The organism is Kribbella orskensis, assembly GCF_004342085.1.
Classification (GTDB): Bacteria; Actinomycetota; Actinomycetes; order Propionibacteriales; family Kribbellaceae; genus Kribbella; species Kribbella orskensis.
On the sequence record NZ_SLWM01000004.1, the window covers coordinates 328,160 to 347,576 of the forward strand.

General features: G+C 68.5%; 18 protein-coding genes. 7 read left to right on the forward strand and 11 right to left on the reverse strand.

All coding sequences use genetic code 11. The features are described from left to right. Positions 1-157 precede the first annotated feature (157 nt). The gene (locus EV644_RS13760; protein ID WP_132188637.1) at positions 158-1,543 is read left to right on the forward strand and encodes an NAD(P)/FAD-dependent oxidoreductase; all 1,386 of its coding nucleotides are present in this window, start codon (positions 158-160) and stop codon (positions 1,541-1,543) included. Positions 1,544-1,555: 12 nt separating this feature from the next. Here the strand turns inward: EV644_RS13760 and EV644_RS13765 are convergent, their stop codons facing one another. After that, entirely contained in the window at positions 1,556-2,464 is a 909-nt protein-coding gene (locus EV644_RS13765; protein ID WP_132188638.1) for a helix-turn-helix transcriptional regulator, read from the reverse strand. Positions 2,465-2,566: 102 nt separating this feature from the next. Here EV644_RS13765 and EV644_RS13770 point away from each other — a divergent pair, with 102 nt between their 5' ends. The 4 genes from EV644_RS13770 to EV644_RS13785 are packed head-to-tail and all read left to right on the forward strand — an operon-like array spanning position 2,567 to position 5,304. Further along, complete coding sequence (locus EV644_RS13770; protein WP_132188639.1) at positions 2,567-3,601, forward strand: zinc-binding dehydrogenase; 1,035 nt, start codon at positions 2,567-2,569, stop codon at positions 3,599-3,601. Continuing rightward, positions 3,598-3,921, forward strand: coding sequence for a carboxymuconolactone decarboxylase family protein (locus EV644_RS13775; protein WP_132188640.1), 324 nt, complete (start codon positions 3,598-3,600; stop codon positions 3,919-3,921). The genes EV644_RS13770 and EV644_RS13775 overlap by 4 nt, the downstream gene beginning before the upstream one ends. Beyond that, a complete protein-coding gene (locus EV644_RS13780) occupies positions 3,918-4,298 on the forward strand; it encodes a DUF2255 family protein (RefSeq protein ID WP_132188641.1) in 381 nt (126 codons plus the stop codon). The genes EV644_RS13775 and EV644_RS13780 overlap by 4 nt, the downstream gene beginning before the upstream one ends. A gap of 37 nt (positions 4,299-4,335) precedes the next feature. Next, a complete protein-coding gene (locus EV644_RS13785) occupies positions 4,336-5,304 on the forward strand; it encodes an aldo/keto reductase (protein ID WP_132188642.1) in 969 nt (322 codons plus the stop codon). Positions 5,305-5,379: 75 nt separating this feature from the next. On the opposite strand, the gene EV644_RS13790 is transcribed toward EV644_RS13785, so the two are convergent. Then, the gene (locus tag EV644_RS13790; protein WP_132188643.1) at positions 5,380-6,171 is read right to left on the reverse strand and encodes a maleylpyruvate isomerase family mycothiol-dependent enzyme; all 792 of its coding nucleotides are present in this window, start codon (positions 6,169-6,171) and stop codon (positions 5,380-5,382) included. A gap of 142 nt (positions 6,172-6,313) precedes the next feature. Continuing rightward, positions 6,314-7,672, reverse strand: coding sequence for an NAD-dependent succinate-semialdehyde dehydrogenase (locus tag EV644_RS13795; protein ID WP_132188644.1), 1,359 nt, complete (start codon positions 7,670-7,672; stop codon positions 6,314-6,316). Positions 7,673-7,798: 126 nt separating this feature from the next. On the opposite strand from EV644_RS13795, the gene EV644_RS13800 reads away from it, so the two are divergent. Beyond that, positions 7,799-8,830 (forward strand): hypothetical protein, encoded by a 1,032-nt coding sequence (locus EV644_RS13800; RefSeq protein WP_132188645.1) that lies wholly within the window; start codon positions 7,799-7,801, stop codon positions 8,828-8,830. A 34-nt stretch (positions 8,831-8,864) separates the two neighbouring features. On the opposite strand, the gene EV644_RS13805 is transcribed toward EV644_RS13800, so the two are convergent. Genes EV644_RS13805 through EV644_RS13815 form a run of 3 tightly spaced genes read right to left on the reverse strand, consistent with a single transcriptional unit; the run spans position 8,865 to position 10,750 of the window. Beyond that, positions 8,865-9,701 (reverse strand): MauE/DoxX family redox-associated membrane protein, encoded by an 837-nt coding sequence (locus EV644_RS13805; RefSeq protein ID WP_199239800.1) that lies wholly within the window; start codon positions 9,699-9,701, stop codon positions 8,865-8,867. A gap of 15 nt (positions 9,702-9,716) precedes the next feature. Continuing rightward, on the reverse strand, positions 9,717-10,322 hold the full coding sequence (locus tag EV644_RS13810) for a cell wall protein (protein ID WP_132188646.1): 606 nt from the start codon (positions 10,320-10,322) through the stop codon (positions 9,717-9,719). Positions 10,323-10,336: 14 nt separating this feature from the next. Further along, positions 10,337-10,750, reverse strand: coding sequence for an RlpA-like double-psi beta-barrel domain-containing protein (locus EV644_RS13815; RefSeq protein ID WP_132188647.1), 414 nt, complete (start codon positions 10,748-10,750; stop codon positions 10,337-10,339). Between the two features lie 244 nt (positions 10,751-10,994). On the opposite strand from EV644_RS13815, the gene EV644_RS13820 reads away from it, so the two are divergent. Beyond that, positions 10,995-13,127, forward strand: coding sequence for a M6 family metalloprotease domain-containing protein (locus EV644_RS13820; protein ID WP_132188648.1), 2,133 nt, complete (start codon positions 10,995-10,997; stop codon positions 13,125-13,127). 227 nt (positions 13,128-13,354) lie between these two features. Here EV644_RS13820 and EV644_RS13825 read toward each other — a convergent pair whose 3' ends face one another. The 5 genes from EV644_RS13825 to EV644_RS13845 all read right to left on the reverse strand — a co-directional run bounded on the left by EV644_RS13825 (position 13,355) and on the right by EV644_RS13845 (position 19,344). Beyond that, the gene (locus EV644_RS13825) at positions 13,355-13,894 is read right to left on the reverse strand and encodes a histone deacetylase (protein WP_199239801.1); all 540 of its coding nucleotides are present in this window, start codon (positions 13,892-13,894) and stop codon (positions 13,355-13,357) included. A gap of 98 nt (positions 13,895-13,992) precedes the next feature. Then, positions 13,993-15,585, reverse strand: coding sequence for a peptide ligase PGM1-related protein (locus EV644_RS13830; RefSeq protein WP_132188650.1), 1,593 nt, complete (start codon positions 15,583-15,585; stop codon positions 13,993-13,995). Continuing rightward, entirely contained in the window at positions 15,582-16,715 is a 1,134-nt protein-coding gene (locus tag EV644_RS13835; RefSeq protein WP_132188651.1) for an adenylate/guanylate cyclase domain-containing protein, read from the reverse strand. Before EV644_RS13835 ends, EV644_RS13830 begins: the two co-directional genes overlap by 4 nt. After that, positions 16,712-17,095: a response regulator gene (locus tag EV644_RS13840; protein ID WP_132188652.1), complete on the reverse strand. Its 384-nt coding sequence runs from the start codon at positions 17,093-17,095 to the stop codon at positions 16,712-16,714. Before EV644_RS13840 ends, EV644_RS13835 begins: the two co-directional genes overlap by 4 nt. Next, positions 17,092-19,344, reverse strand: a complete 2,253-nt coding sequence (locus tag EV644_RS13845; protein ID WP_158292822.1) for a GAF domain-containing protein — start codon at positions 19,342-19,344, stop codon at positions 17,092-17,094. The genes EV644_RS13840 and EV644_RS13845 overlap by 4 nt, the downstream gene beginning before the upstream one ends. Between the last annotated feature and the right edge of the window lie 73 nt (positions 19,345-19,417).

A 19,417-nucleotide genomic window follows, 5' to 3' on the forward strand; every position in this document is an offset into this window, starting at 1 on the left:
CCGGCGTTCCCCGCGAAAGGCTCATCTCAGTGGCGGACCCGAGGTGTCGCGAGGTGTCGCGAGGTGTCCCGAGATGTCCCCGAGATGTCCCTGAGATGTCACAGAATCGGGGGCTGTCTTGTCTTAGCTGGTGAACGGAAAGGGATGGAGGACGCGAGTGCGCAAGATCTTGGTGGTGGGTGGCGGTTACGCCGGCTTCTACACGGCCTGGCGGCTGGAGAAGAAGCTCCGCCGCGGCGAGGCCGAGGTGACGGTGGTGGATCCCCGCCCCTACATGACCTATCAGCCTTTCCTGCCCGAGGTACTGGCGGGATCGATCGAGGCGCGGCACGCCGCCGTGTCCCTGCGGCGGCACCTGCGCAAGACCAAGCTGCTCGCCGGGACGGTCACCTCGATCGACCACGCGCACCGGACCGTCACGGTCCGCCCCGCGCAGGGACCCGACTTCGCCGTCGGCTACGACATCATCGTCGTCACCGCCGGAGCGACGACCCGCAAGTTCGCCATCCCCGGGGTCGCCGAGCAGGCGATCGGCATGAAGCACGTCGAGGAGGCGGTCGCGATCCGGGACCGCCTGCTCACCGCCTTCGACCAGGCGGCCGTGCTCGAACCCGGACCGCAGCGGCAACGCCTGCTGACGGTCACCTTCGTGGGCGGCGGATTCTCCGGCGTCGAGGGCTTCGGCGAACTGCTGTCGCTCGCGACCGGCCTGCTCAAGTCGTACCCCGAACTGTCCCCGGCGGACCTCGCCTTCCACCTGGTGGAGGCGAAGGACAGGATCCTGCCCGAGGTCACCGACGGCCCGGGTAGGTGGGTCGTGCGCTCGCTGGAGAAGCGCGGCGCGCAGGTGCACCTGAACTCCCAGGTCGTGTCGGCGAAGGACGGCCATGTGGTGCTGTCCGACGGTACGGAGTTCGACTCCGAGCTGATCGTCTGGACGGCCGGCAACGCCGCGACCCCGCTGGTCCACAAGCACACCGACCTGCCCGTCGACCACCGCGGCCTGCTCCAGGTCCGGGCCGATCTCCGAGTCGGCACCGAGACCGACCCGGTGCCGGATGCCTGGGGCGCGGGCGACGACGCGGCGGTACCGGACCTGGCCTCGCCGACGCACGATGTGCTGACGGTGCCGAACGCCCAGCACGCCGTGCGGCAGGGCAAGCATCTGGCCCGCAACCTGCTGGCGACGCTGCGCGGCCGTCCGACGAAGGACTACGTCCACCACAGCCTCGGCTCCGTCGCGACCCTGGGCCTCGGGCGTGGCATCTTCCAGTACCGGCGGATCGTGATCAAGGGGTTCCCGGCCTGGCTGATGCACCGCGGGTATCACGTCCTGGCCGTGCCGACCTGGGAGCGGAAGATCCGCGTGCTCGCCATCTGGCTGACCGCCCTCTTCTACGGCCGCGACATCGTCTCCCTGGCCTCTGTACAACACCCCCGGGAAGCCTTCGTGAACGACGGCTACGCCCGGGCGATCGCAGCGGAGGAGGAGGCGCCGAAGGTGGAGGTTGTGGAGTCGCAGAAGGTGGCTACGGCAGCCTGATCCAGGTGTCCGTCAGCCTTGGTCTGATGCCGTCCGGGACGCCGCCGCACCGTCGCTGAGGTGGTCGGCGTGGTCCTGGGTGGCGGCCCAGCTCGCCAGAAGCTTCAGGGCGTCGGCGGTGGGAGTGTCGGGCGCTGCGGTGTAGACGAGCAGGATCAGGCCCGGGTCGGACGGGAACTCCATCGCCTCGAAGTCGAGGTCGAGGGTGCCGACCACCGGGTGGTGCAGCTTCTTCTTGCCGGTCCGGTGGAAGCGGACGTTGTGAGCGGCCCAGCGGGTGCGGAAGATCTCGCTCCGGGTGGACAGCTCGCCGATGAGCTCGGTCAGCGCCTTGTCGTGCGGGTTGCGGCCGGCCTCGGACCGGAGGATCGCCGCGATGTCGGAGGCGGCCCGCTCCCAGTCGACGAAGAACTCCTGCGACGCCGGGTCGAGGTACACGAAGCGCGCCGTGTTCGCCGGACGACGCGGGTCGGCGAGCATCGGCGCGTACAGAGCGCGGGCCAGCCGGTTCGCGGCGAGCAGGTCGTGCCGCCCGTTGCGAACCCAGGCGGGAGCGTCCGTGATCGCGTCGAGGATCTGCTGGATGGCCGGGCGCACCTGCTTGGCCGTGGAGCTCCGCCGCCGGGAGGCCGGAGCAGGAGTGGCCTCGCGGGCGAGCGCGAACAGGTGCGAGCGCTCGGCCTCGTCCAGTTGCAGCGCCCGGGCCAGCGAGTCGAGCACGGTCTCGGAGGCGCCGGACAGGTTCCCGCGCTCCAGCCGCACGTAGTAGTCCACCGAGACACCCGCCAGCATCGCGACCTCTTCGCGCCGCAGCCCGGTCACCCGGCGATTGCCCCCGTACGCCGGGAGCCCGGCCTGCTCCGGGGTGATGCGGGCACGCCGGGAGCTGAGGAACTCGCGGATCTCGGCTCGTTGGTCCATGCCTACCACCGTACGGCGGGTCCCGGTGGCGAAGGGGGCACTGGCATTACCTGGAACGACAGGCACTCCCACACCGGCTCGCGACCCCGTTCACTGGACATCATGCGAGCCACTTACATGTACGGCGCCGGCGACGTGCGGGTGATCGACGTACCCGATCCGGTGATCCAGCAACCGACCGATGCCCTGGTCCGGGTGGTCAGCTCTTGCGTCTGCGGCAGCGACCTGCACCCGTACCACAACCTGCCGGTGCTGCCCGAGGGCAAGCCGATGGGCCACGAGTTCCTCGGCGTCGTCGAGGAGATCGGTGCCGAGGTCTCGACGCTGGCGAAGGGCGACTTCGTCATCTCGCCGTTCGCCTGGTCCGACGGGACCTGCGACCTGTGCCTCGAAGGGCTGCAGACCTCCTGCCGTCACGGTGGGTTCTGGGCGGGCAACGGCATCGGGGGCGGTCAGGCCGAGGCGATCCGCGTGCCGTTGGCGGACGGCACTCTGGTCAAGGCGCCCGTGGGCGAGGACTCCGAACTGCTGCCGTCGCTGCTGACCCTGTCGGACGTCTACGGCACCGGCTACCACGCCGCACGCAAGGGTGGAGTCACCGCGCGGACGACGGTCACCGTCATCGGCGACGGCGCGGTCGGACTCCTGGCTGTCCTGTCTGCGAGGCAACTCGGGGCCGAGCAGATCATCCTGATGGGCCGGCACAAGGACCGAACCGACCTGGGCATCGAGTTCGGCGCAACCCACGTCGTGGCCGAGCGTGGTGAGGAAGGGATCACCAAGGTCCGCGAACTCACCCGCGGCGACGGGACCCACGTAGTACTCGAGGCTGTCGGGCACATGCCTGCTTACGAACAAGCTCTCGGCGTGATCCGGCCGGGCGGCGTGATCAGCCGCGTCGGCGTACCGCAGTACGAAGAGGCGCCAGTCGGCTTCGGCAGCCTTTTCGGCCAGAACATCACGCTCACCGGTGGTCCGGCTCCAGCCCGTGCCTACATCGAGCGCCTGCTGCCCGACGTCCTCGACGGCAAGGTCAACCCCGGCAAGGTCTTCGACCGAACCGTCTCCCTCGAGGACTCCCCGGCCGCGTACGAGGCCATGGACACCCGCCAAGCCCTGAAGGTGATGATCAAATGACCGCGGCCCAGAAGCTCATCGGCGACTTCGCTCCGAAGCTCGTCTCCCTCACCGACGAGACGCTCTTCGGCGACGTCTGGGCCCGGTCCGAGCTGTCCCCGCGGGACCGGAGCCTCATCACCGTCGCCAGCCTCATCACCGGCGGCAACACCGAGCAACTCCGCGGCCACCTCACCCGGGCCAAGGACAACGGCCTCACCGAGACGGAACTCAAAGAGGTCATCATCCACCTGGCCTTCTACGCCGGCTGGCCGAAGGCGATGTCCGCGATCGTCCTCGCCAAGGAACTCTTCTCACCCGAAGAAGATCCCGGCCGATGACCAGAGCTTGGAGCAGTGAGGAGCTTCAACGCGTCGGCGGTTCGACGGAGGTACAGGTCAGCTCCGAGCGAGGGGACGGCACGGTTCGCCCCTACGTCACCATCTGGATCGTCCAGGTCGGCGAGGAGCTGTACGTGCGATCCGCCTACGGCACCGACAATCCCTGGTACCGCCGGGCCAAGGCGAGCGGAGCGGGCCGGATCCGCGCGGGTCGGTTCGAACGCGGGGTGACTTTCGCCCAGGCTGGAAGCCAGGTTCATCCAGCGATCGATGCGGCTTACCACGCGAAGTACGACCGTTACGGTCCTCAGATCGTCGGTACCGTCGTCGGAGACCGGGCTGCCGCCGGAACGCTGCGGCTCGTGCCCCGCGACTGAAATGTTGTTCTTCGACCACGCGACACAGGAGTGACTGATGGAGTACGTACGTCTTGGCAACTCGGGGCTGAAGGTCAGCCGGATCGCGCTGGGTTGCATGAGTTTCGGGGACACGTCGCGGGGGTTCAGCGAGTGGGCGCTCGACGATGCGGCGGCAGAGCCGATCTTCCGGCAGGCGGTTGAGCTCGGGATCAACTTCTGGGACACGGCCAACGTCTACGGGTTCGGGAGTTCCGAGGAGATCGTCGGACGGGCGATCGGCAAGTACACCAAGCGCGACGACGTCGTGCTGGCGACCAAGGTGCACTTCAAGATGCACGACGGGCCGGGCGGTTCCGGGCTGTCGCGCAAGGCCATCCTGGAGAACATCGACGCCTCGCTCTCGCGGCTCGGGACCGACTACGTCGACCTCTACCAGATCCACCGCTTCGATCCCCAGACGCCGGTCGAGGAGACGATGGAGGCCCTGCACGACGTCGTCAAGGCCGGCAAGGCCCGGTACCTCGGCGCCTCGTCGATGTGGGCCTGGCAGTTCTCCAAGCTCCAGTACACCGCCGACCTGCACGGCTGGACCCGCTTCGTCTCGATGCAGAACCAGTACAGCCTGATGCAGCGCGAGGAGGAGCGCGAGATGTTCGGGCTGCTCGCGGACCAGGGCGTCGGCAGCATCCCGTGGAGCCCGCTCGCCAAGGGCCGGCTCGCCCGCCCGTGGGGCACCCAGACCCACCGCGCCGACACCGACCCCGTCGGTCAGCGCTTCTTCGCCGCCAACGACCAGCCGATCGCCAACGCCGTGCAGCGCATCGCCGAGGCCCGCGGCGTCCCGATGGCGCACGTCGCCCTCGCCTGGGTGCTGAAGAACCCCGTCGTAACCGCGCCGATCGTCGGCCCGACCAAGCCCCACCACCTCCCGGACGCCGTCGCCGCCCTCGACCTCAAGCTCACCCCGGAGGAGATCACCGCCCTCGAGGACTCCTACAGCCCTCGCCCACCCACCGGCTACTGACACCGCGGCATCATCGGCATCACCTGGGAATGGGCCTGACCCGGTACGCCGTAGCGGCGTACCGGGCCATCAGCATCAGAAGCCGGGAAAGACCTTGCGCAGGTCGTCCAGCGTCAGCCGCTCGCCGGCAAACTCCACCGCGGCCGGCGTGTACTGCGCCCCGTGCCGGCCGCTGACCAGGCGGACGAAGTACTCGGCCGGTGCCGTGAGCACGGCGTCCGCGGGCTGCGGCACGTCGGCCAGGCGGACGGTGTCCTCGATGAGCAGACCGAAAGCCCGGTCCGGTTCGACGGTGTTCACGGCGATCCGGGCGGTGCCGTCGAGCTGGTCAGCCTTGCCGGTCCAGGCGAGCGTCTGACCGATGCCATCGAGCAGCGCTTCGGTCGCCTCCGGCGCGAGCACAGCGGCGGGGTCGAAGGCGACCCGTACGTCCCAGCTGTGCAAGGTGAACTCGCTGAGCCGCATCCGGACGGCGGTGGCCACGTCGACCGGCTCGGGCAGGAAGCCGAAGTCGATCCTGAGGTCCTGGCGCTGATTGTCGTCCAGACCCTCGTAACGCTGCACCAGCTTCTCGGCGGCGGTGAGGAAACCCGCCGCCTGCTTCCCCGGCGACATCGCGTCCCAGCGAGCCCAGGTCGCCTTGTTGAACTCGCCGCCCGCAGGGCCGGTGCCGGCGAGCGCGCCTTCGAGCGTGGCCAGGTTGATCTCGGCGCCGCTGCCCAGGTGACTGAGCACCTGCGCCACCGTCCACTCCGACGCGCCAGACCCGCGCGTGAGGTCCTCCGCCCGGAACTTCGCCACCTGGCCGGCGAGGTCGTCGTGCCCGGCGCGCAGCACCTGGATGAACTGGTCGGCTTGCTTGGTCATCAGGGGTCTCCCGCAGGTCGTTGAATGGTCCACCAACCCTCAGCAACGCAACCGCCGGATTCCTTCCCCCGGTACGGAGGCTGCTGTGCGGAGCCCCGCCGTACGGAGCCCGGCGCGCGGCGGGCTCCGTAGAGAGGGCAGGTCAGAGCCGGATGGACTTCTTGTTCATGAACTCCTCGATGCCGGCCGGGCCGAGTTCGCGGCCCATGCCGGAGCGCTTGATACCGCCGAAGGGGAGGTCGGCCTGGGAGCCGCCGGCGCTGTTGAGGTAGACCATGCCGGCCTCGATCTGGCGGGCGACCCGGCTGGAGCGTTCCCGGTCGGTGCCGAAGACGCTGGCGCCGAGGCCGAAGGGGCTGTCGTTCGCGATGGCGATCGCCTGCTCCTCGGTCTCCGCCCGGAAGACGATCACGACCGGGCCGAAGATCTCCTCGTAGTACGCGTCCATCTCCGGGGTCACATCCGTCAGCACGGTGGCCTCGAGGTAGGCACCGGGGCCGACCCGGCGGCCGCCGGTGCGCAGGGTGGCGCCTTGTTCGACGGCCTTCTCGACCTGCCCGGCCACCTCGTCGGCCGCCGCGATCGAGGCGAGCGGCGGCAGTTTCGTCTCGGGGTCCGCCGGGTCACCGGGCAGGTAGAAGTCCGCCACGCGTTTGGTCAGCCGATCGACGAACTCGTCGTAGAGGTCGGCCAGCACGATCATCCGCTTCGGCGCGTTGCACGACTGCCCGCAGTTGCGCATCCGCGCGGTCGCCGTCGCCTTGACGGTCTCGTCCAGGTCGTCGGTGTCGAGCACGATCAGCGGGTCGGACCCGCCGAGCTCGAGCACGGTCTTCTTGAGGTTCCGGCCGGCCTCGGCGGCGACGGAGATGCCCGCCTGCTCGCTGCCGGTGAGGGAGACGCCCTGGATCCGCGGATCGGCCAGGATCGCCGGAATCTGCGACGAGGACGCGAACGTGTTCACGTACACGTCGTCCGGTACGCCGGCGTCGCGGAGTACGGACTCGATCGCGACGGCCGAGCGGGGGCAGATCGAGGCGTGCTTCAGCAGGATCGTGTTGCCCAGCACCAGGTTCGGCGCGACGAAGCGGGCCACCTGGTAGATCGGGAAGTTCCAGGGCATCACACCGAGCAGCGGGCCGATCGGGCCCTTGGTGATGACCGCCTCGCCGCCTTTGATCGTCATCGGCTCGTCGGCCAGCAGATCCGGCCCGTTGTCCGCGTAGTAGTTGAAGATGTCGACCACGATGCCGATCTCGCCGCGGCCCTCGTTGATCCGTTTACCCATCTCCAGGGTCATGATCGCGGCCAGCTCGCCGGCCCGTTCGGCGAACAGCTCGGCCGCCCGGGAGACGATCTTCGCGCGGTCGGCGACCGTACGGCGCCGCCACGAGTCATAACCGCGGTGCACGCGACCGATCGCGGCGCCGACCTCCTCCTCGGTCGCGTTCTCGATCTGCTCGATGAGTTCACCCGTCGCCGGGTTGGTGACTGCGTACATGGGGGACGAGTCCTCCGTTCTCTACGACAGTGCGAAGAGGACAGGCTAACCGCTCCAGTACATACTGTATACACTCATCTCACTCCCCAGCCACCTTGCGACCCCGGAGATCGCTACAGTGCCCCGATGATCTTCCGGCGCAGCACGTTCACCAGCACGATCGCGGACCTCGAGACCGGCGTACGCGCCCGCGACACCGACGCCGCCGGCCGGGCCTTCGACCAGCTGCAGAAGACCTTTGCGAAGGCCGGCCCGGACGAGATCGGGGCCGGCGCCCCCAGGCTGGCGGCGTTGCTGCCCGAGGTACCGCTCGGTCCGCGGTCGATGCTCGCTGTGATCATCGGCGCCTGCGTCGAGCGCGGGGCCGATCCGGCCGGCTGCGCTCCCGCCGTACTCCGGGAGGTGGGCGCGGTGCTGTCCGAGATCCGGGCGTTCGTCGACCAGTGGGTGTCCACGGGCGGTGGCGAACTGCCGGTGGTCGACCAGCAAGGGCCGAGCGACGAGGTGGTGGCCCGGGTCGGGGCGTCGGCTGCGCTGGCCTGGTGGACCCTGCAGCAGTGGGAGATGGCGGCGGTCGCGATGCTCAACGACCAGAACGTCCGGACGGCACTGTCCGACCGCGACGAGCTGCTGACTGACGCGCTGTCGCTCTACGAGGCAACCCAAGGCGATCTGAAGTGTCTGACCTACGCACTCCTCGTGCTGGACGACGAGCCGCTGGTCGCGCTGCACCGCGAAACGCGGACCGGCTATCTGTTGCGGATGTCCGGGCTCGGCGACAACTTCCAGCTGCACACTCTGCTGGCCGGTGAACTGGTGGGCGGAGGTCAAGTGCCCGGCGATGCGCCCAGCGCGCAGGCGGTTGCCGCCTGCCGGGACGTGCCCGGCTTCATCCAGACCACCGGCGCCTTCAACCTGGTCACCGCCGACGGCACCTGGATCTGGAACGAGGGCACGCCGAGCGACATCACCCCAGTCCGGGACACCCGGCTCGTAGTACTGGACAAGCCTCCGTACAGCCGCGGCTGGGACGCGGGGCGGTTCTTCCCTGGTATGCGCGGCTCCCTGACGCTCGAGCGGGTGCTGCCCCCGGAGGAGACCGAGTCATGGTTCGCCGACGTCTCCCCAGCCAAGGACTTCCACGGAACCACCGCCTAGGGCCGACCGCCGCGAGGGCGGCCGGCCCTCGGCCTCAGTCGACCAGAGCGAGCGGGGTCGCCGGGCGGTAGAGGGTCTCCCCCGACGACTCGTCGACGATCGCTACCCGCACCTCGTCCGGTTCGTACCTCAGCCTCGGTACTGCGAAGACCGCGGTCGCCGGGCGTTCGCCGTACGCCGCGGTGTAGCTGACGAAGCGCCAGTCGCCCTCGTCCCAGTGATCGCGGATGTCCGATCGCAGGAACGGGTTGACGGACTGGTAGGCGGTGCTCCGCAGCAACTGCTGCTGCGTCGCCGCCAGCGGTACGTCGTACGACGCTGTGCCGGCCAGCGGATGCGTGAGCCGGACGCGAAGGCGTCGCAGCGGCATCAACCAGTACCGGTCCAGCTCGGCCGACAAGCCGACGAACACCATCGCCTCGACAACCACCAGCGCGATCGACCACGGCTGCACGGACCACCAGCCGGTGTCGGCAGTCAGCGCCACCAGAGCCGCGACAAGGAGCACCCCGGCTCGGGCGATCGCGCGCCACCTCACCGGCGTCGCGGCCGAGCCCATGCAACCGCACGACGACTCGGGCACGACCACCCGCGCGTAGACGACATACCCGACGAAGCCCGCCGCGAGTGCCACCGCGGCCGCTGCTTCCCCCAGCCACAGGGGCGGCAGCAGCAAGGCGACGGCGATCACCAGTTCGATCCCGCCGACCGCGCGATACGCCGGAGCGGCGTACCGGTCACCGACCAGGTTCGACAGAGCCGTACGCCGCGCCTTGGCGGCGAGGTGCGACCCGTGGAGTTTCCCGTACGCCGACCACGCCAGCAGCAGGCCGATCACCAGCGGCTGTACGGCCGCGAGTTCTCCCAGCATCTGCGACCTCCTCGGTCAGGCGGCCGCGTAGATGGTGGCGAGATCGACCTCGTTGGTGTCCGGGCGCCAGGCGCCGATCACCTGGGCGTGCTTGCCGACCTTCAGCATCGACAGGTCCGAGATCGCCGCGGTCCCGTTGTAGACGGCCGCGCTGGTCCCGGGCACCACGTGGCCGACCACCTGCTGGCCGTTGTGGTCCAGGTACAGCACGTTCTTGCCGATCGCGGTGATGTGCACCTTGAGGTTGACGATGTTCACCCAGACCGACTCGGCGGCGAGCAGACCGCCGGGCATCAGCACACCGCGGGCGTACAGGCCATCGCCGACGAGCACCTGGTCGACCGTGGTGGGCCGCAGCTTCCAGACGCTGGTCCCGCCGGTGAGCTGGATCCGGTGCAGGCGGCCGTCCGAGCCGGACGCCATCACCACGCTGCCGTCGCGGCTGACGACGCGACCTTCGGCGAAGTTCGGGTCCGGCTGGCCGGGCTCGGGCAGTTGCGCCCTTGCGGCGAAGGCCGTTTCGGGGGCGAGCGAGCCCATCGCGGTCGCGCCGACGAGCGTTGCGCTGGTGCCGAGCACCGCGCTGGTGAGCAGGGTGCGACGTCCGATCGGTCCAGTCATCTCAGTCACTCCCCTCAACCCACGTTGACCGTGCACGGGACCAGACCGGCGTTCAGGCTCGCGATCGCGCTGAAGGCCGCGGGCGTCAGATCGATGATCCGGTTCGACGCGCAGGTGCCGCCGCAGCAGGCCCGCTCGCCGCAGAACAGATCCGTCTGCGGACCGCAGTCCGCGATCGAGGTGACCACCCGGGCACCGTTGCACAGGTTGGTGGTCGAGTGCCGGAACCCGCAGGTCCGCCGCGACATCGCGGTGACCCCGCAGCGGTCCGGCCGGGTGATCGAGTAGCACGCGTCCGAGGTGTTCGGCCATGCGTGCTGGAACTTGCCCGAATGACAGGTGCCACAGGCACCGGTTCCCGCGCTGCCGCACGGGCCCCACGAATTACCGCAACAGAACCACGAAACCTCGCCGTTCACTCCAGCCATGACAGTTCCTCCTAGGTCTCAGGGCGGATCGACCCATGTCTTTTCAGTTGTACTCTCGCTCCGTGATCTATGCACCACCCTGCGTCAACTTCAGGAAACTTCTTACTGCCTCGTCCGCCGCCACGTGACGGCAGTTGGCCGGTAGCGGCCAGAAGTGGACAGGGGAAAACCGTCGCTTCACAGCTGACCGGAGGGGCATGCTTGGGGGCACGAAAGTCCGCCCATCGTCGATCGGATACCGCCCGTGCCCGTTCAACGGAAGTCCCGCCTAGCCCTGAGGCTGGCCGCAGTACTGGGGTCAGCCGCCGTCGCGGGAGTCGCACTCGCCGCTCCCGCCCCCATCACGGCCGCCGCCGATCCGGCATCGGCCTCCGCCCAGCCGGACCCGGCCAACCCATGGCAGTACGACCACTGGCCGCAGACCCAGCCGTGGCAGCAGTCGTCCCCACTGATCGCGAACCGGCTCGCCCAGCCCGGCTTCGGCGCGCCCATCGACCCACAGAACTGGGTCAACCCGGACCACATGACGTGGGCCGACTACAAGTTGCCGCCCGGCACAGACTGGGCCGACCCCTCGAAGAAGGGCTCGGTCCGGACCTTCAAGGGCGCGCTCGTGCTGGTCGACTACTCGAACCAGCCGTTCGTGATCACCCAGCCGAAGGGCTCGACCCCGTTCGGCAACCCGAGCGCCGAGGCCAACGGAGTACCGCGGGCCGAGGTCGCCAACTTCTACCGCGACTTCCTGAACAAGCCCGGCGCGCTGAACCGCGGCCACACCATCCACGAGTACTGGATGGAGGACTCCGGCGGCCGGTACGGCGTCGACCTGACCTCGTTCGGCGCTTACCAGATGCCCGGCAAGTCGTACGAGTACGCGATGGAGTTCCAGGCCGGCACCGGCTGCCCGGCCGGTGACTCCTGCAACAAGAACCTGCGCACCGACGCGCGAGCCGCCTGGGTCGCCGACGTCGGAGCCGAGGTGCCTGCCGGGTTCGACTTCGTGTTCTACCTGAGCGCCGGTCAGGACGAGTCGTCCACCTGGCAGGAGTTCGGGCCGATGAAGTTCCCGACCAAGGAGGACGTCTCCGATACCTTCGGCCCGCCGGACCCGGCCCTGCCGAACTGGACCCGCACCCGGTACGTCGAGTGGACCTCGTGGGCGTCGGGTTCGACCCTCTGGCCGAACGCCGGCGGTGGTTCCACCACACAGGCCGAGAGTTCCGGCATGTCGGTCTTCGCGCACGAACTGAGCCACGTGCTCGGCATCGGAGACAACTACAACAACCCGTACGGCGTACCGGCCCGGCGCGCGTACAGCGGGATCTGGGAGATGCTCAGCCGCGGTACGTTCAACGGCCCGGGTGGTCCGCACAGCCGCTGGATGATCCCGGCGACGGGTGGCGCCTCGATGGGCGCGCAACACATGCTGCGCAACAAGATCAAGCTGCAGATGGTCGACGAGCAGAACGTACTCCGGCTGTCGCGCGAGGGGCTCGCCGAGTCCGGCGTGGTGATCGCCGACGTGACCGCCCGGGTGAACCAGCCCGGGCCGAAGGGGTTGTCGGGTATCAACATCGTGCTCGGCACCGGCGATCTCTCCCCGGCGTGCAACGTCACCACCAATCCGCTGTGCGACGGCGGCGGCTACAACAACTACACGCTCGAGGTCGTCGACCGGGTCGGCACGGACTCGTTCACGCCCGACTCCGGCGTCCTGCTGGCCAAGACCAAGAACCAGGACCAGGCCCCCTTCGAGTGGGTCGTCGACGCGAACCCGCAGGACATCGGGATGACCGACTACGTGCTGCCCGACGGCACCGAGGTACCGATCACGATCGGCGACTACCGCCAACTGTCGGACGCGCTGTTCCACGCCGGCACCAACTCCGGCAGCGAGTTCGAGTACGTCGACGCGGCGAACAGGCTGCACTTCTACGTGACGAACGTGCGCCGCGACAAGGTCGGCGTCCTCTCGTACACGGTGGCGGTCAAGTCCCTCGACGGAGCCGGCCCGCAGCAGCGCGGCGTCCGGCTGCAGCCGACCGTCGGCGTGCCCGACCGTGACGGCGTCTCCACCTGCGCCTTCCCGCTCACCAACACCGGCAAGACCGCTCCCGCCGGCGGCCACCCGGAGGACGTCACGCAGTACCTGAATGGCGACGTCTACCGCGTCGCGGCCGAGATCGACGGCAGCGGCTGGTCGGTCGCCGTCCCGAACGCCCTGGCAACCGCCAAGGCCGGCTCGACCATCGAGATCCCGGTCCAGGCCAAAGCCACCCCCGAGGCCGCCAAGGTAGCCCGAGTAACCCTCACCGCCACCTCCGAAAGCGACCCCACCAAGAAATCCACCACCACCTGCGTCGCCATCGCGAAGTAGTCGAAATTCGTTTGCTGCTGATGGTCGAGTTCGAAGAATCGGCTGCATGCCTGCTCTTGACGAACTGCATGCCAGCTCTTGAGGTACTGCGCCGACCGGGTTATCCCCGGTCGGCGCAGTACGACTTCCAGTGGCAGGTGGACCTCTGCATGGGGCCGAATCCCCTGTGGCTGTTGGAGGATCTACTGCGCGACGTCGAGCTGCGGCCTCGTCGCAACCCGGACCTGTCAGTCCTCTCCGGACGCCAGGGTCGTGAGTTCGCCTCTTGTCCAGGTCTTGCTCACTCCTGGTGCTGCCAACAGGTAGTCGGCGATCTGGTCCGCCGACCATCCGTGCGCCTCACGCAGCCCTGCCGCGATCCAGCCCACGTACGTCGCGCTCGGGGCGGCCGGCTCCAACTCGGACACGTCGCCGTGGGTCACGGTGAACATCGGTAAGCCGTCCCGAGTCCCCAGCCGCGCAACCGTCTCGTACCGGCCCGGGCCCATCGTGTGAACCGACTCGACCTCACCCAGCAACCCGGCTAGGTCCCGCGCGAACTCCCCACCTGGTTCCCGGCGCATCTCCTGCGCGGCCACATCCCCCAACTGCTCCCCACTCAGCAGATATGCCCTGCACGCGACCAGCCCGGCGCCCTTCACGTCGTAGAAGGCCATTCCACCACCCCACGCCCGCGACTCGCCTGCGAACATCAACCCACCCGGTACGTCGAGACTCACCACCCGCTTGGGGTCCTGCTTGTCCCGGCAGCCGGGATACTCTCGCATCCCACCCGCGGGACGGCCTCCCGACAGGTAACAACGAAACCGCTCGAATGCGAGATTCGACCCATAAGCGACGTACCAGACTCGCTGCATCGAGCCTCTCAGACCGGTAGGGGACGTTCGTCGAAGGCCAGGCGGGCCTCCTCCAGAAGAATGCGTGAGGCAGCACGGTAGCGACGGTCCGCGTCGGCCGGCGTGTCGCCGACGGCCGTCAGGCCGACCCGGCCGAGTTCGGTCAGGCAGCTGATCATGTGGAAGACGACGCCCACCTGGCGCGACTGGTCGAAATGCAGCCGATGCCGCGCGACGATGTCGAACAAGTCGGCCGGCACGAGACCCCGCAGCAGGTCGGACTCGAGATGGTCGGTGGCCACCAGGTGCTTCTCGTGTCCCGCCGGTGTCATGAAGAGGGCGGTGACGGGGTCGTACCGGCCGTCGGTCAGGAACTGCAGGGTGAGGAACGGGTGCGTTGTGCCACCCTTGCGCAGGTTGAGCTCGATCGCGTAGGGCGACCACCTACCGCCGGAGCCTCGTACTACGACGAAGTCCACCGCGAACCGCCCGAGCGCGCCTTCGCGGGCGACGCGTTGTCCGATCGCTTCGGCGTGCTCGGTGATCAGGCGCGCGTACTCGGCGGCGGCGGGGAACACACAGCCCAGGTAGCTCTGGCCGCTGGCGCCACCGAGCAACTGGTCATGGGTGGAGAGGAGCTCGACCTCGCCGGACGGCAGCACGCGCAGCTGAACGCTCGGGCTGCGGAGCTCCTCCCCGACGATGCGTTCTTCCACGATCCCGCCGTTCTCGGCGAACTTGGCGAGGTAGGCCTCGAAGGGTGTGGTCTGCGACTCCAGCTCCATCGCCTGCAGCCGCTTCATCACCTCGGCCCGCTCATCCGACGAGCCCGGCGCAGGCAGGCCGTTCAGCCGGACCACCGCGTTCCCTTCCCCGGAGACGCCTTCGTTGAGCTTCACGATCGCGCTGTCCATCGACGGCCGCTCGGCCCGCATCCGTACCAAGGCGTCCGCGATGTCATCGAGAGTGCGCAGATTCTCCGCGCCCAGCGGATGAGGTACACCGACCTCGGCGAACAACCGGCGGCACCCGGACTTGGACCCGAGATCCGCCAGCCGCGGATCTGCGCCGTACATGGGAATGCCGAGGCTCAGCGCCACATCACGCTCCAGCTCCGTGGTGTTGTAGGGCACCAGATGAGAACGCGCGGGGTTCGGGACAAGGGCCCTGATGCGTTGCATCAGCCGCGGCCGGTCCAGAAGTTTCTCGCTCAGCGGGACCGGCGAGGCATCGTTGACCGCGATCAGGGACAGCCGCGCACGCGCGTGACTGGGGATCACCCCAGGCAGCAGGCTGAGGTAGTACTCCACGATCTCCGGAGCGACCGGCATCGACGTCACGTAGATCATCCGCAGCCGCGGTTCACGGAGCAGCATCAGCAAGAAGAGGAATCTCTCCTCATAGGCCTCCATGATCGTCCCGGTCCCGACCGTCTCCGCCTTGTCCAGTGAGATCGACGGGATGATGACGACCGACTCGTCTTCGTAGTTGAGCTTCATCACGTCCCACACCGCGGCCATTCGCGCCTGCAGGCGGTCGAAGTACCGGTAACGATCCTGCTCGCTGAGTGCGGAAAGCCTGACCGCGGTGGCCGGCTCGGCGGTCCACAGGTCGCCGGTCATGACACGATCCTGGCGTTGTCGATGCCCCTGACGCTGAAGGCATGAACGGACCGGCTGAAGCCACGCACCTCGCGGTTGCCGCTGTCCTCACCGACGACCAGGTCGCCCGCCGCCGAGTAGACCCGCTCGGTCACCAGGATCTGCCACGGGTCCGCATCTGCGCACAGCCGGGCCGCGAGGTTCGTCACGCTCCCGATCGCGGCGTAGTCGAGCCGGCTGTCGAAGCCGATCTTGCCGAGGGTGGCGTAGCCCTGGGCGATCCCGATCCCCAGCCCCAGGTCATGCCCGCGCCGGCGCCAGGCTTCCGCCAGCCCGCGTACCCGGGTTCGCATCGCCACGCTCATCCGGATCGCACGAAGCGGTCCGTCCTCGCAGCGCACCGGGTCGTTGAAGAACACCATCAGGCCATCGCCGGCGAATCGCTCCAGCGTGCCCTCGAACCGGAAGATCAGGTCGCCGAGCGCGTGGTGGTACTCCTCCAGCACGCCCATCACCTCTTCCGGCTCACTCGCCTCGGCGAACGTGGTGAAGCCGCGCAGGTCGCAGAAGACGACCACGATCTCGCGCCGGTGACTCTCGAGGAGCGACTCGTCGCCGGAGTCCACGATCAGCTCGGCCAGTTGCGGTGAGAGGAACCGCCGCAGCCGGCTCATCCGCTGCAGCTGTGTCACCTGGGTCTCCACCCGCGATTCCAGCTCCTGGTTCCACGCCGCCAACTCCCCGGCCTGCCGCTTGATGGTGTCCTGGTACCGCTTGATCCGGGCCAGCGAGGCGACCCGTGCCAGCAACTCGCTCTGGTTGACCGGCTTGGTCAGGAAGTCGTCCGCTCCGGCTTCGAGTGCCTTCACCTTCTGCTCATCCCCGCTGGCGGTCACCATCACGACGGGCAGATAGGCGGTGTCAACCTGCCCCCGGATCCGCCGGCAGACCTCGTATCCGTCCATCCCCGGCATCACGATGTCGAGCAGGACCAGGTCGACCTCGTTCGCGGCGATCGTCCGCAGCGCCTCGTCCCCCGACGACGCCGTCCGTACGTCGTACCCGCGCGGGGCGAGGATCGCCTCGAGCAGCCGGACGTTGGCGGGCTGGTCGTCGACCACGAGCACCGTGGAGTTGGGAGTGGTGGTCATGTCACGCCTCCGAGCCTGAGAAAATCGCGGATCTGCTGAGGAAGGCGACGCACACTGATCGGCTTCTCGACGTAGCCGGAGAAGCCGGAGTCGAAGGCACGCTCGCGGTCGTGGTCCATCGCGAACGCCGTCACCGCGACCACGGGTACGCCGCGGGTCCGGTCGCTCGCCCTGATCTGCCGGAGAGCCTCGACGCCGTCGATCCCGGGGAGTTGCAGATCCATCAGGATCAGGTCAGGCGACTCCTCCACGGCCAGTCGGACCCCGTCCTCGCCTGACGTCGCCTCGAGTACCTCGTACCCGGAGTACTGCAGCACGTCTCTGACCAGCTTGAGGTTCTTCGGGTTGTCCTCGACCACCAGAATGCGGCCCGGACTCATGGTGGCCCCTCGATCCCGGGTTCGGCCGAGCCCAGGACGCCCGTGGCTACGAGGGCGTTCAGCAACGCATCGCGGCTGACCGGTTTGACCAGATAGGCAGCTGCTCCCAGCGCGGCACCGCGAGCCTGCTCGTCGACGATCGACACTACGATCACCGGGATTCTCCTTGTCTCGGGCTCTGTCTTCAGTGCCTGCAGCACCGCCCAGCCGTCAATGCCCGGCAGCCGGATGTCCAGCAGTACGGCCGCCGGCCGCACCCGGCGGACCGCGTCGAGGCCGGTCTGACCATCGCCGGCCGTAGTGACTTGAAGGTCGGCACCGGCCAAGTAGGCCGTCATCAGGTCCAGCGACGGCCGGTCGTCCTCGATCACGACGACATCGCCGACCGGCCGACGCGTCGGTCCCGGCCGGTCCACGACCTCACGGCTTCGCAGCGAGAACCCGAAGGTGCTTCCGATGCCGACCTCGCTCTCCAGCCACATCTTGCCGCCGAGCAGCTCGACAATGCGGCGGGACAGAGTCAGGCCGAGCCCCGTGCCCTCCTCCTGCGACGGTCCCCTACCGCCCTGCTGGAACGACTCGAAGATCCGCTCGCGGTCCTCGAGCGGGACGCCGATCCCCGAGTCGGTGACGGTGATCTCGATCTCCGAACCGGTCCGGGACGCACGGACCACCACCGAGCCGCCGTCCCTGGTGAACTTCACCGCGTTCGTCATCAGGTTCAGCACCACCTGCTTCAGCCGCAGCTCGTCCGCGTACACGGTCCCGACGTCGGGACCGACCTCGACGCTTACGTCGATCCCGTGCAGGGCCGCTCGCTCCCGCAGCATCGAGGCCGTGTTGTCCAGCAACGCATGCAGTTCGAAGGTCGAGTACGCCAGTTCCATCCGGCCTGCCTCGACCTTGGACAGGTCGAGGATCTCGTTGAGCAGTTCCAGCAGGTGCTTGCCCGAGCCGTGAATGTCGCGCAGGTACTCCTCCTGGCGTTCGTTGACCTCGCCGAACATCTGCTCCAGCAGCACCTCGGAGAAGCCAAGTACCGCGTTCAGCGGCGTTCGCAGCTCGTGGGACATGCTCGCCAGGAACTCCGACTTGTGGCGACTGGCCACCTCGAGCTCGGCGCTGCGCTCCTCCAGTTTGCGGTACAGCTGGGCGTTGAGCAGGGCGAGCGCCGACTGATCGGCGAACATCTCCAGCAGGTCGAGCGACTCCTCGGAGAACTCGCCCGGCTGCTTACGCCGTACCACCAGGGCGCCGACGATCTGCCCCTCTCGCAGCATCGGTACCGCGGCGACCGACCGCCAGCCTGCGTCGTAGAGGACCTGGAGATGCGGATCGAGGTCGGCAGCGCCGAGATCCGCGAGCACCATCGGCCGTCCGAGCTTCGCGGCGCGGCCGACCAGCGTCTCGTCGAGGTGGATCCGGGTGGCCCTCAGACGCTCGACGACACTCGGCTCGGTCCGGTAGACCCCACGCACCAGGAAGCAGCACTCGTCATCGGCGTACTCCATGATCGAACCGCCGTCGGTCGAAGACAGCCTGACCGCATGCTTGGCGATGGTCGAGAGCACGTTGGCGACATCGAGGCTGGAGTTGACCGCCTCGCCGACCTCGCGGAGCGCTTCCAGTTCCCCGACCTTCCGCGCCAGCTCGGCACCGCGGGCCTCGAGTTGACGAACCAACTTCACGCCGTTGACTGCCATCGCCGCCTGGCCGGCGAAGGCGGTGACAATGGCCTGCTCGCGGTCGTCGAAGGGGCTGACCACATTGCGCCAGACAGTCAGCGCCCCGACAACCTCGTCGTCGACGAGCATCGGTGCGCCCATCGTGGTGCGGAAGCCGGCGACCCGTTGGAGGTCCCGGCGGCCGAAGTCGGGGTCGGCGAGGACGTCGGCGATCTGCTGTGTGGTGTGGTCCAGACCGACGCGGCCAACCAGCGTCTGGCGATCGATCGGCATCGGATGCTCGCTGATGAAGCGGATCGACTCCTCGGACAGCCCGACCGCCTTGATCAACCGGTAGAAGCCGTTCTCGAGGAGGTAGAGGTGGGCGGCCTGCGATCGGCACAGCCGGCGGGCGCTCTCGACGATGGTGGTCAGCACTCTGTCAGGGTCACCGGCCGACCGGCCGATCGCGGACAGCACCTCGTTGGCGGCGGCGAACTGGTCGGTCAGGGCCGTGAAATCCCGTTGGAGCTGCTCGTGCTCCACTGCAGTGACGGCGCCCCCAGCAGGCGCCTGCTCAGCCATCGTGTCCTCCCCATCGCCGGACAAACCGGCGACCCCCTTTCCGAGTGTGCCGCCGATGCCGGACCCCGACAAC

What these genes read in the sequence shown, in the direction of transcription:
- EV644_RS13765 (WP_132188638.1), bottom strand. Translation starts at nt 2,464, where the DNA reads ATGGACCAACGAGCCGAGATCCGCGAGTTCCTCAGCTCCCGGCGTGCC.
- EV644_RS13770 (WP_132188639.1), top strand. Translation starts at nt 2,567, where the DNA reads ATGCGAGCCACTTACATGTACGGCGCCGGCGACGTGCGGGTGATCGAC.
- EV644_RS13775 (WP_132188640.1), top strand. Translation starts at nt 3,598, where the DNA reads ATGACCGCGGCCCAGAAGCTCATCGGCGACTTCGCTCCGAAGCTCGTC.
- EV644_RS13780 (WP_132188641.1), top strand. Translation starts at nt 3,918, where the DNA reads ATGACCAGAGCTTGGAGCAGTGAGGAGCTTCAACGCGTCGGCGGTTCG.
- EV644_RS13785 (WP_132188642.1), top strand. Translation starts at nt 4,336, where the DNA reads ATGGAGTACGTACGTCTTGGCAACTCGGGGCTGAAGGTCAGCCGGATC.
- EV644_RS13790 (WP_132188643.1), bottom strand. Translation starts at nt 6,171, where the DNA reads ATGACCAAGCAAGCCGACCAGTTCATCCAGGTGCTGCGCGCCGGGCAC.
- EV644_RS13795 (WP_132188644.1), bottom strand. Translation starts at nt 7,672, where the DNA reads ATGTACGCAGTCACCAACCCGGCGACGGGTGAACTCATCGAGCAGATC.
- EV644_RS13800 (WP_132188645.1), top strand. Translation starts at nt 7,799, where the DNA reads ATGATCTTCCGGCGCAGCACGTTCACCAGCACGATCGCGGACCTCGAG.
- EV644_RS13805 (WP_199239800.1), bottom strand. Translation starts at nt 9,701, where the DNA reads ATGCTGGGAGAACTCGCGGCCGTACAGCCGCTGGTGATCGGCCTGCTG.
- EV644_RS13810 (WP_132188646.1), bottom strand. Translation starts at nt 10,322, where the DNA reads ATGACTGGACCGATCGGACGTCGCACCCTGCTCACCAGCGCGGTGCTC.
- EV644_RS13815 (WP_132188647.1), bottom strand. Translation starts at nt 10,750, where the DNA reads ATGGCTGGAGTGAACGGCGAGGTTTCGTGGTTCTGTTGCGGTAATTCG.
- EV644_RS13825 (WP_199239801.1), bottom strand. Translation starts at nt 13,894, where the DNA reads ATGCGAGAGTATCCCGGCTGCCGGGACAAGCAGGACCCCAAGCGGGTG.
- EV644_RS13830 (WP_132188650.1), bottom strand. Translation starts at nt 15,585, where the DNA reads ATGACCGGCGACCTGTGGACCGCCGAGCCGGCCACCGCGGTCAGGCTT.
- EV644_RS13835 (WP_132188651.1), bottom strand. Translation starts at nt 16,715, where the DNA reads ATGACCACCACTCCCAACTCCACGGTGCTCGTGGTCGACGACCAGCCC.
- EV644_RS13840 (WP_132188652.1), bottom strand. Translation starts at nt 17,095, where the DNA reads ATGAGTCCGGGCCGCATTCTGGTGGTCGAGGACAACCCGAAGAACCTC.
- EV644_RS13845 (WP_158292822.1), bottom strand. Translation starts at nt 19,344, where the DNA reads ATGGCTGAGCAGGCGCCTGCTGGGGGCGCCGTCACTGCAGTGGAGCAC.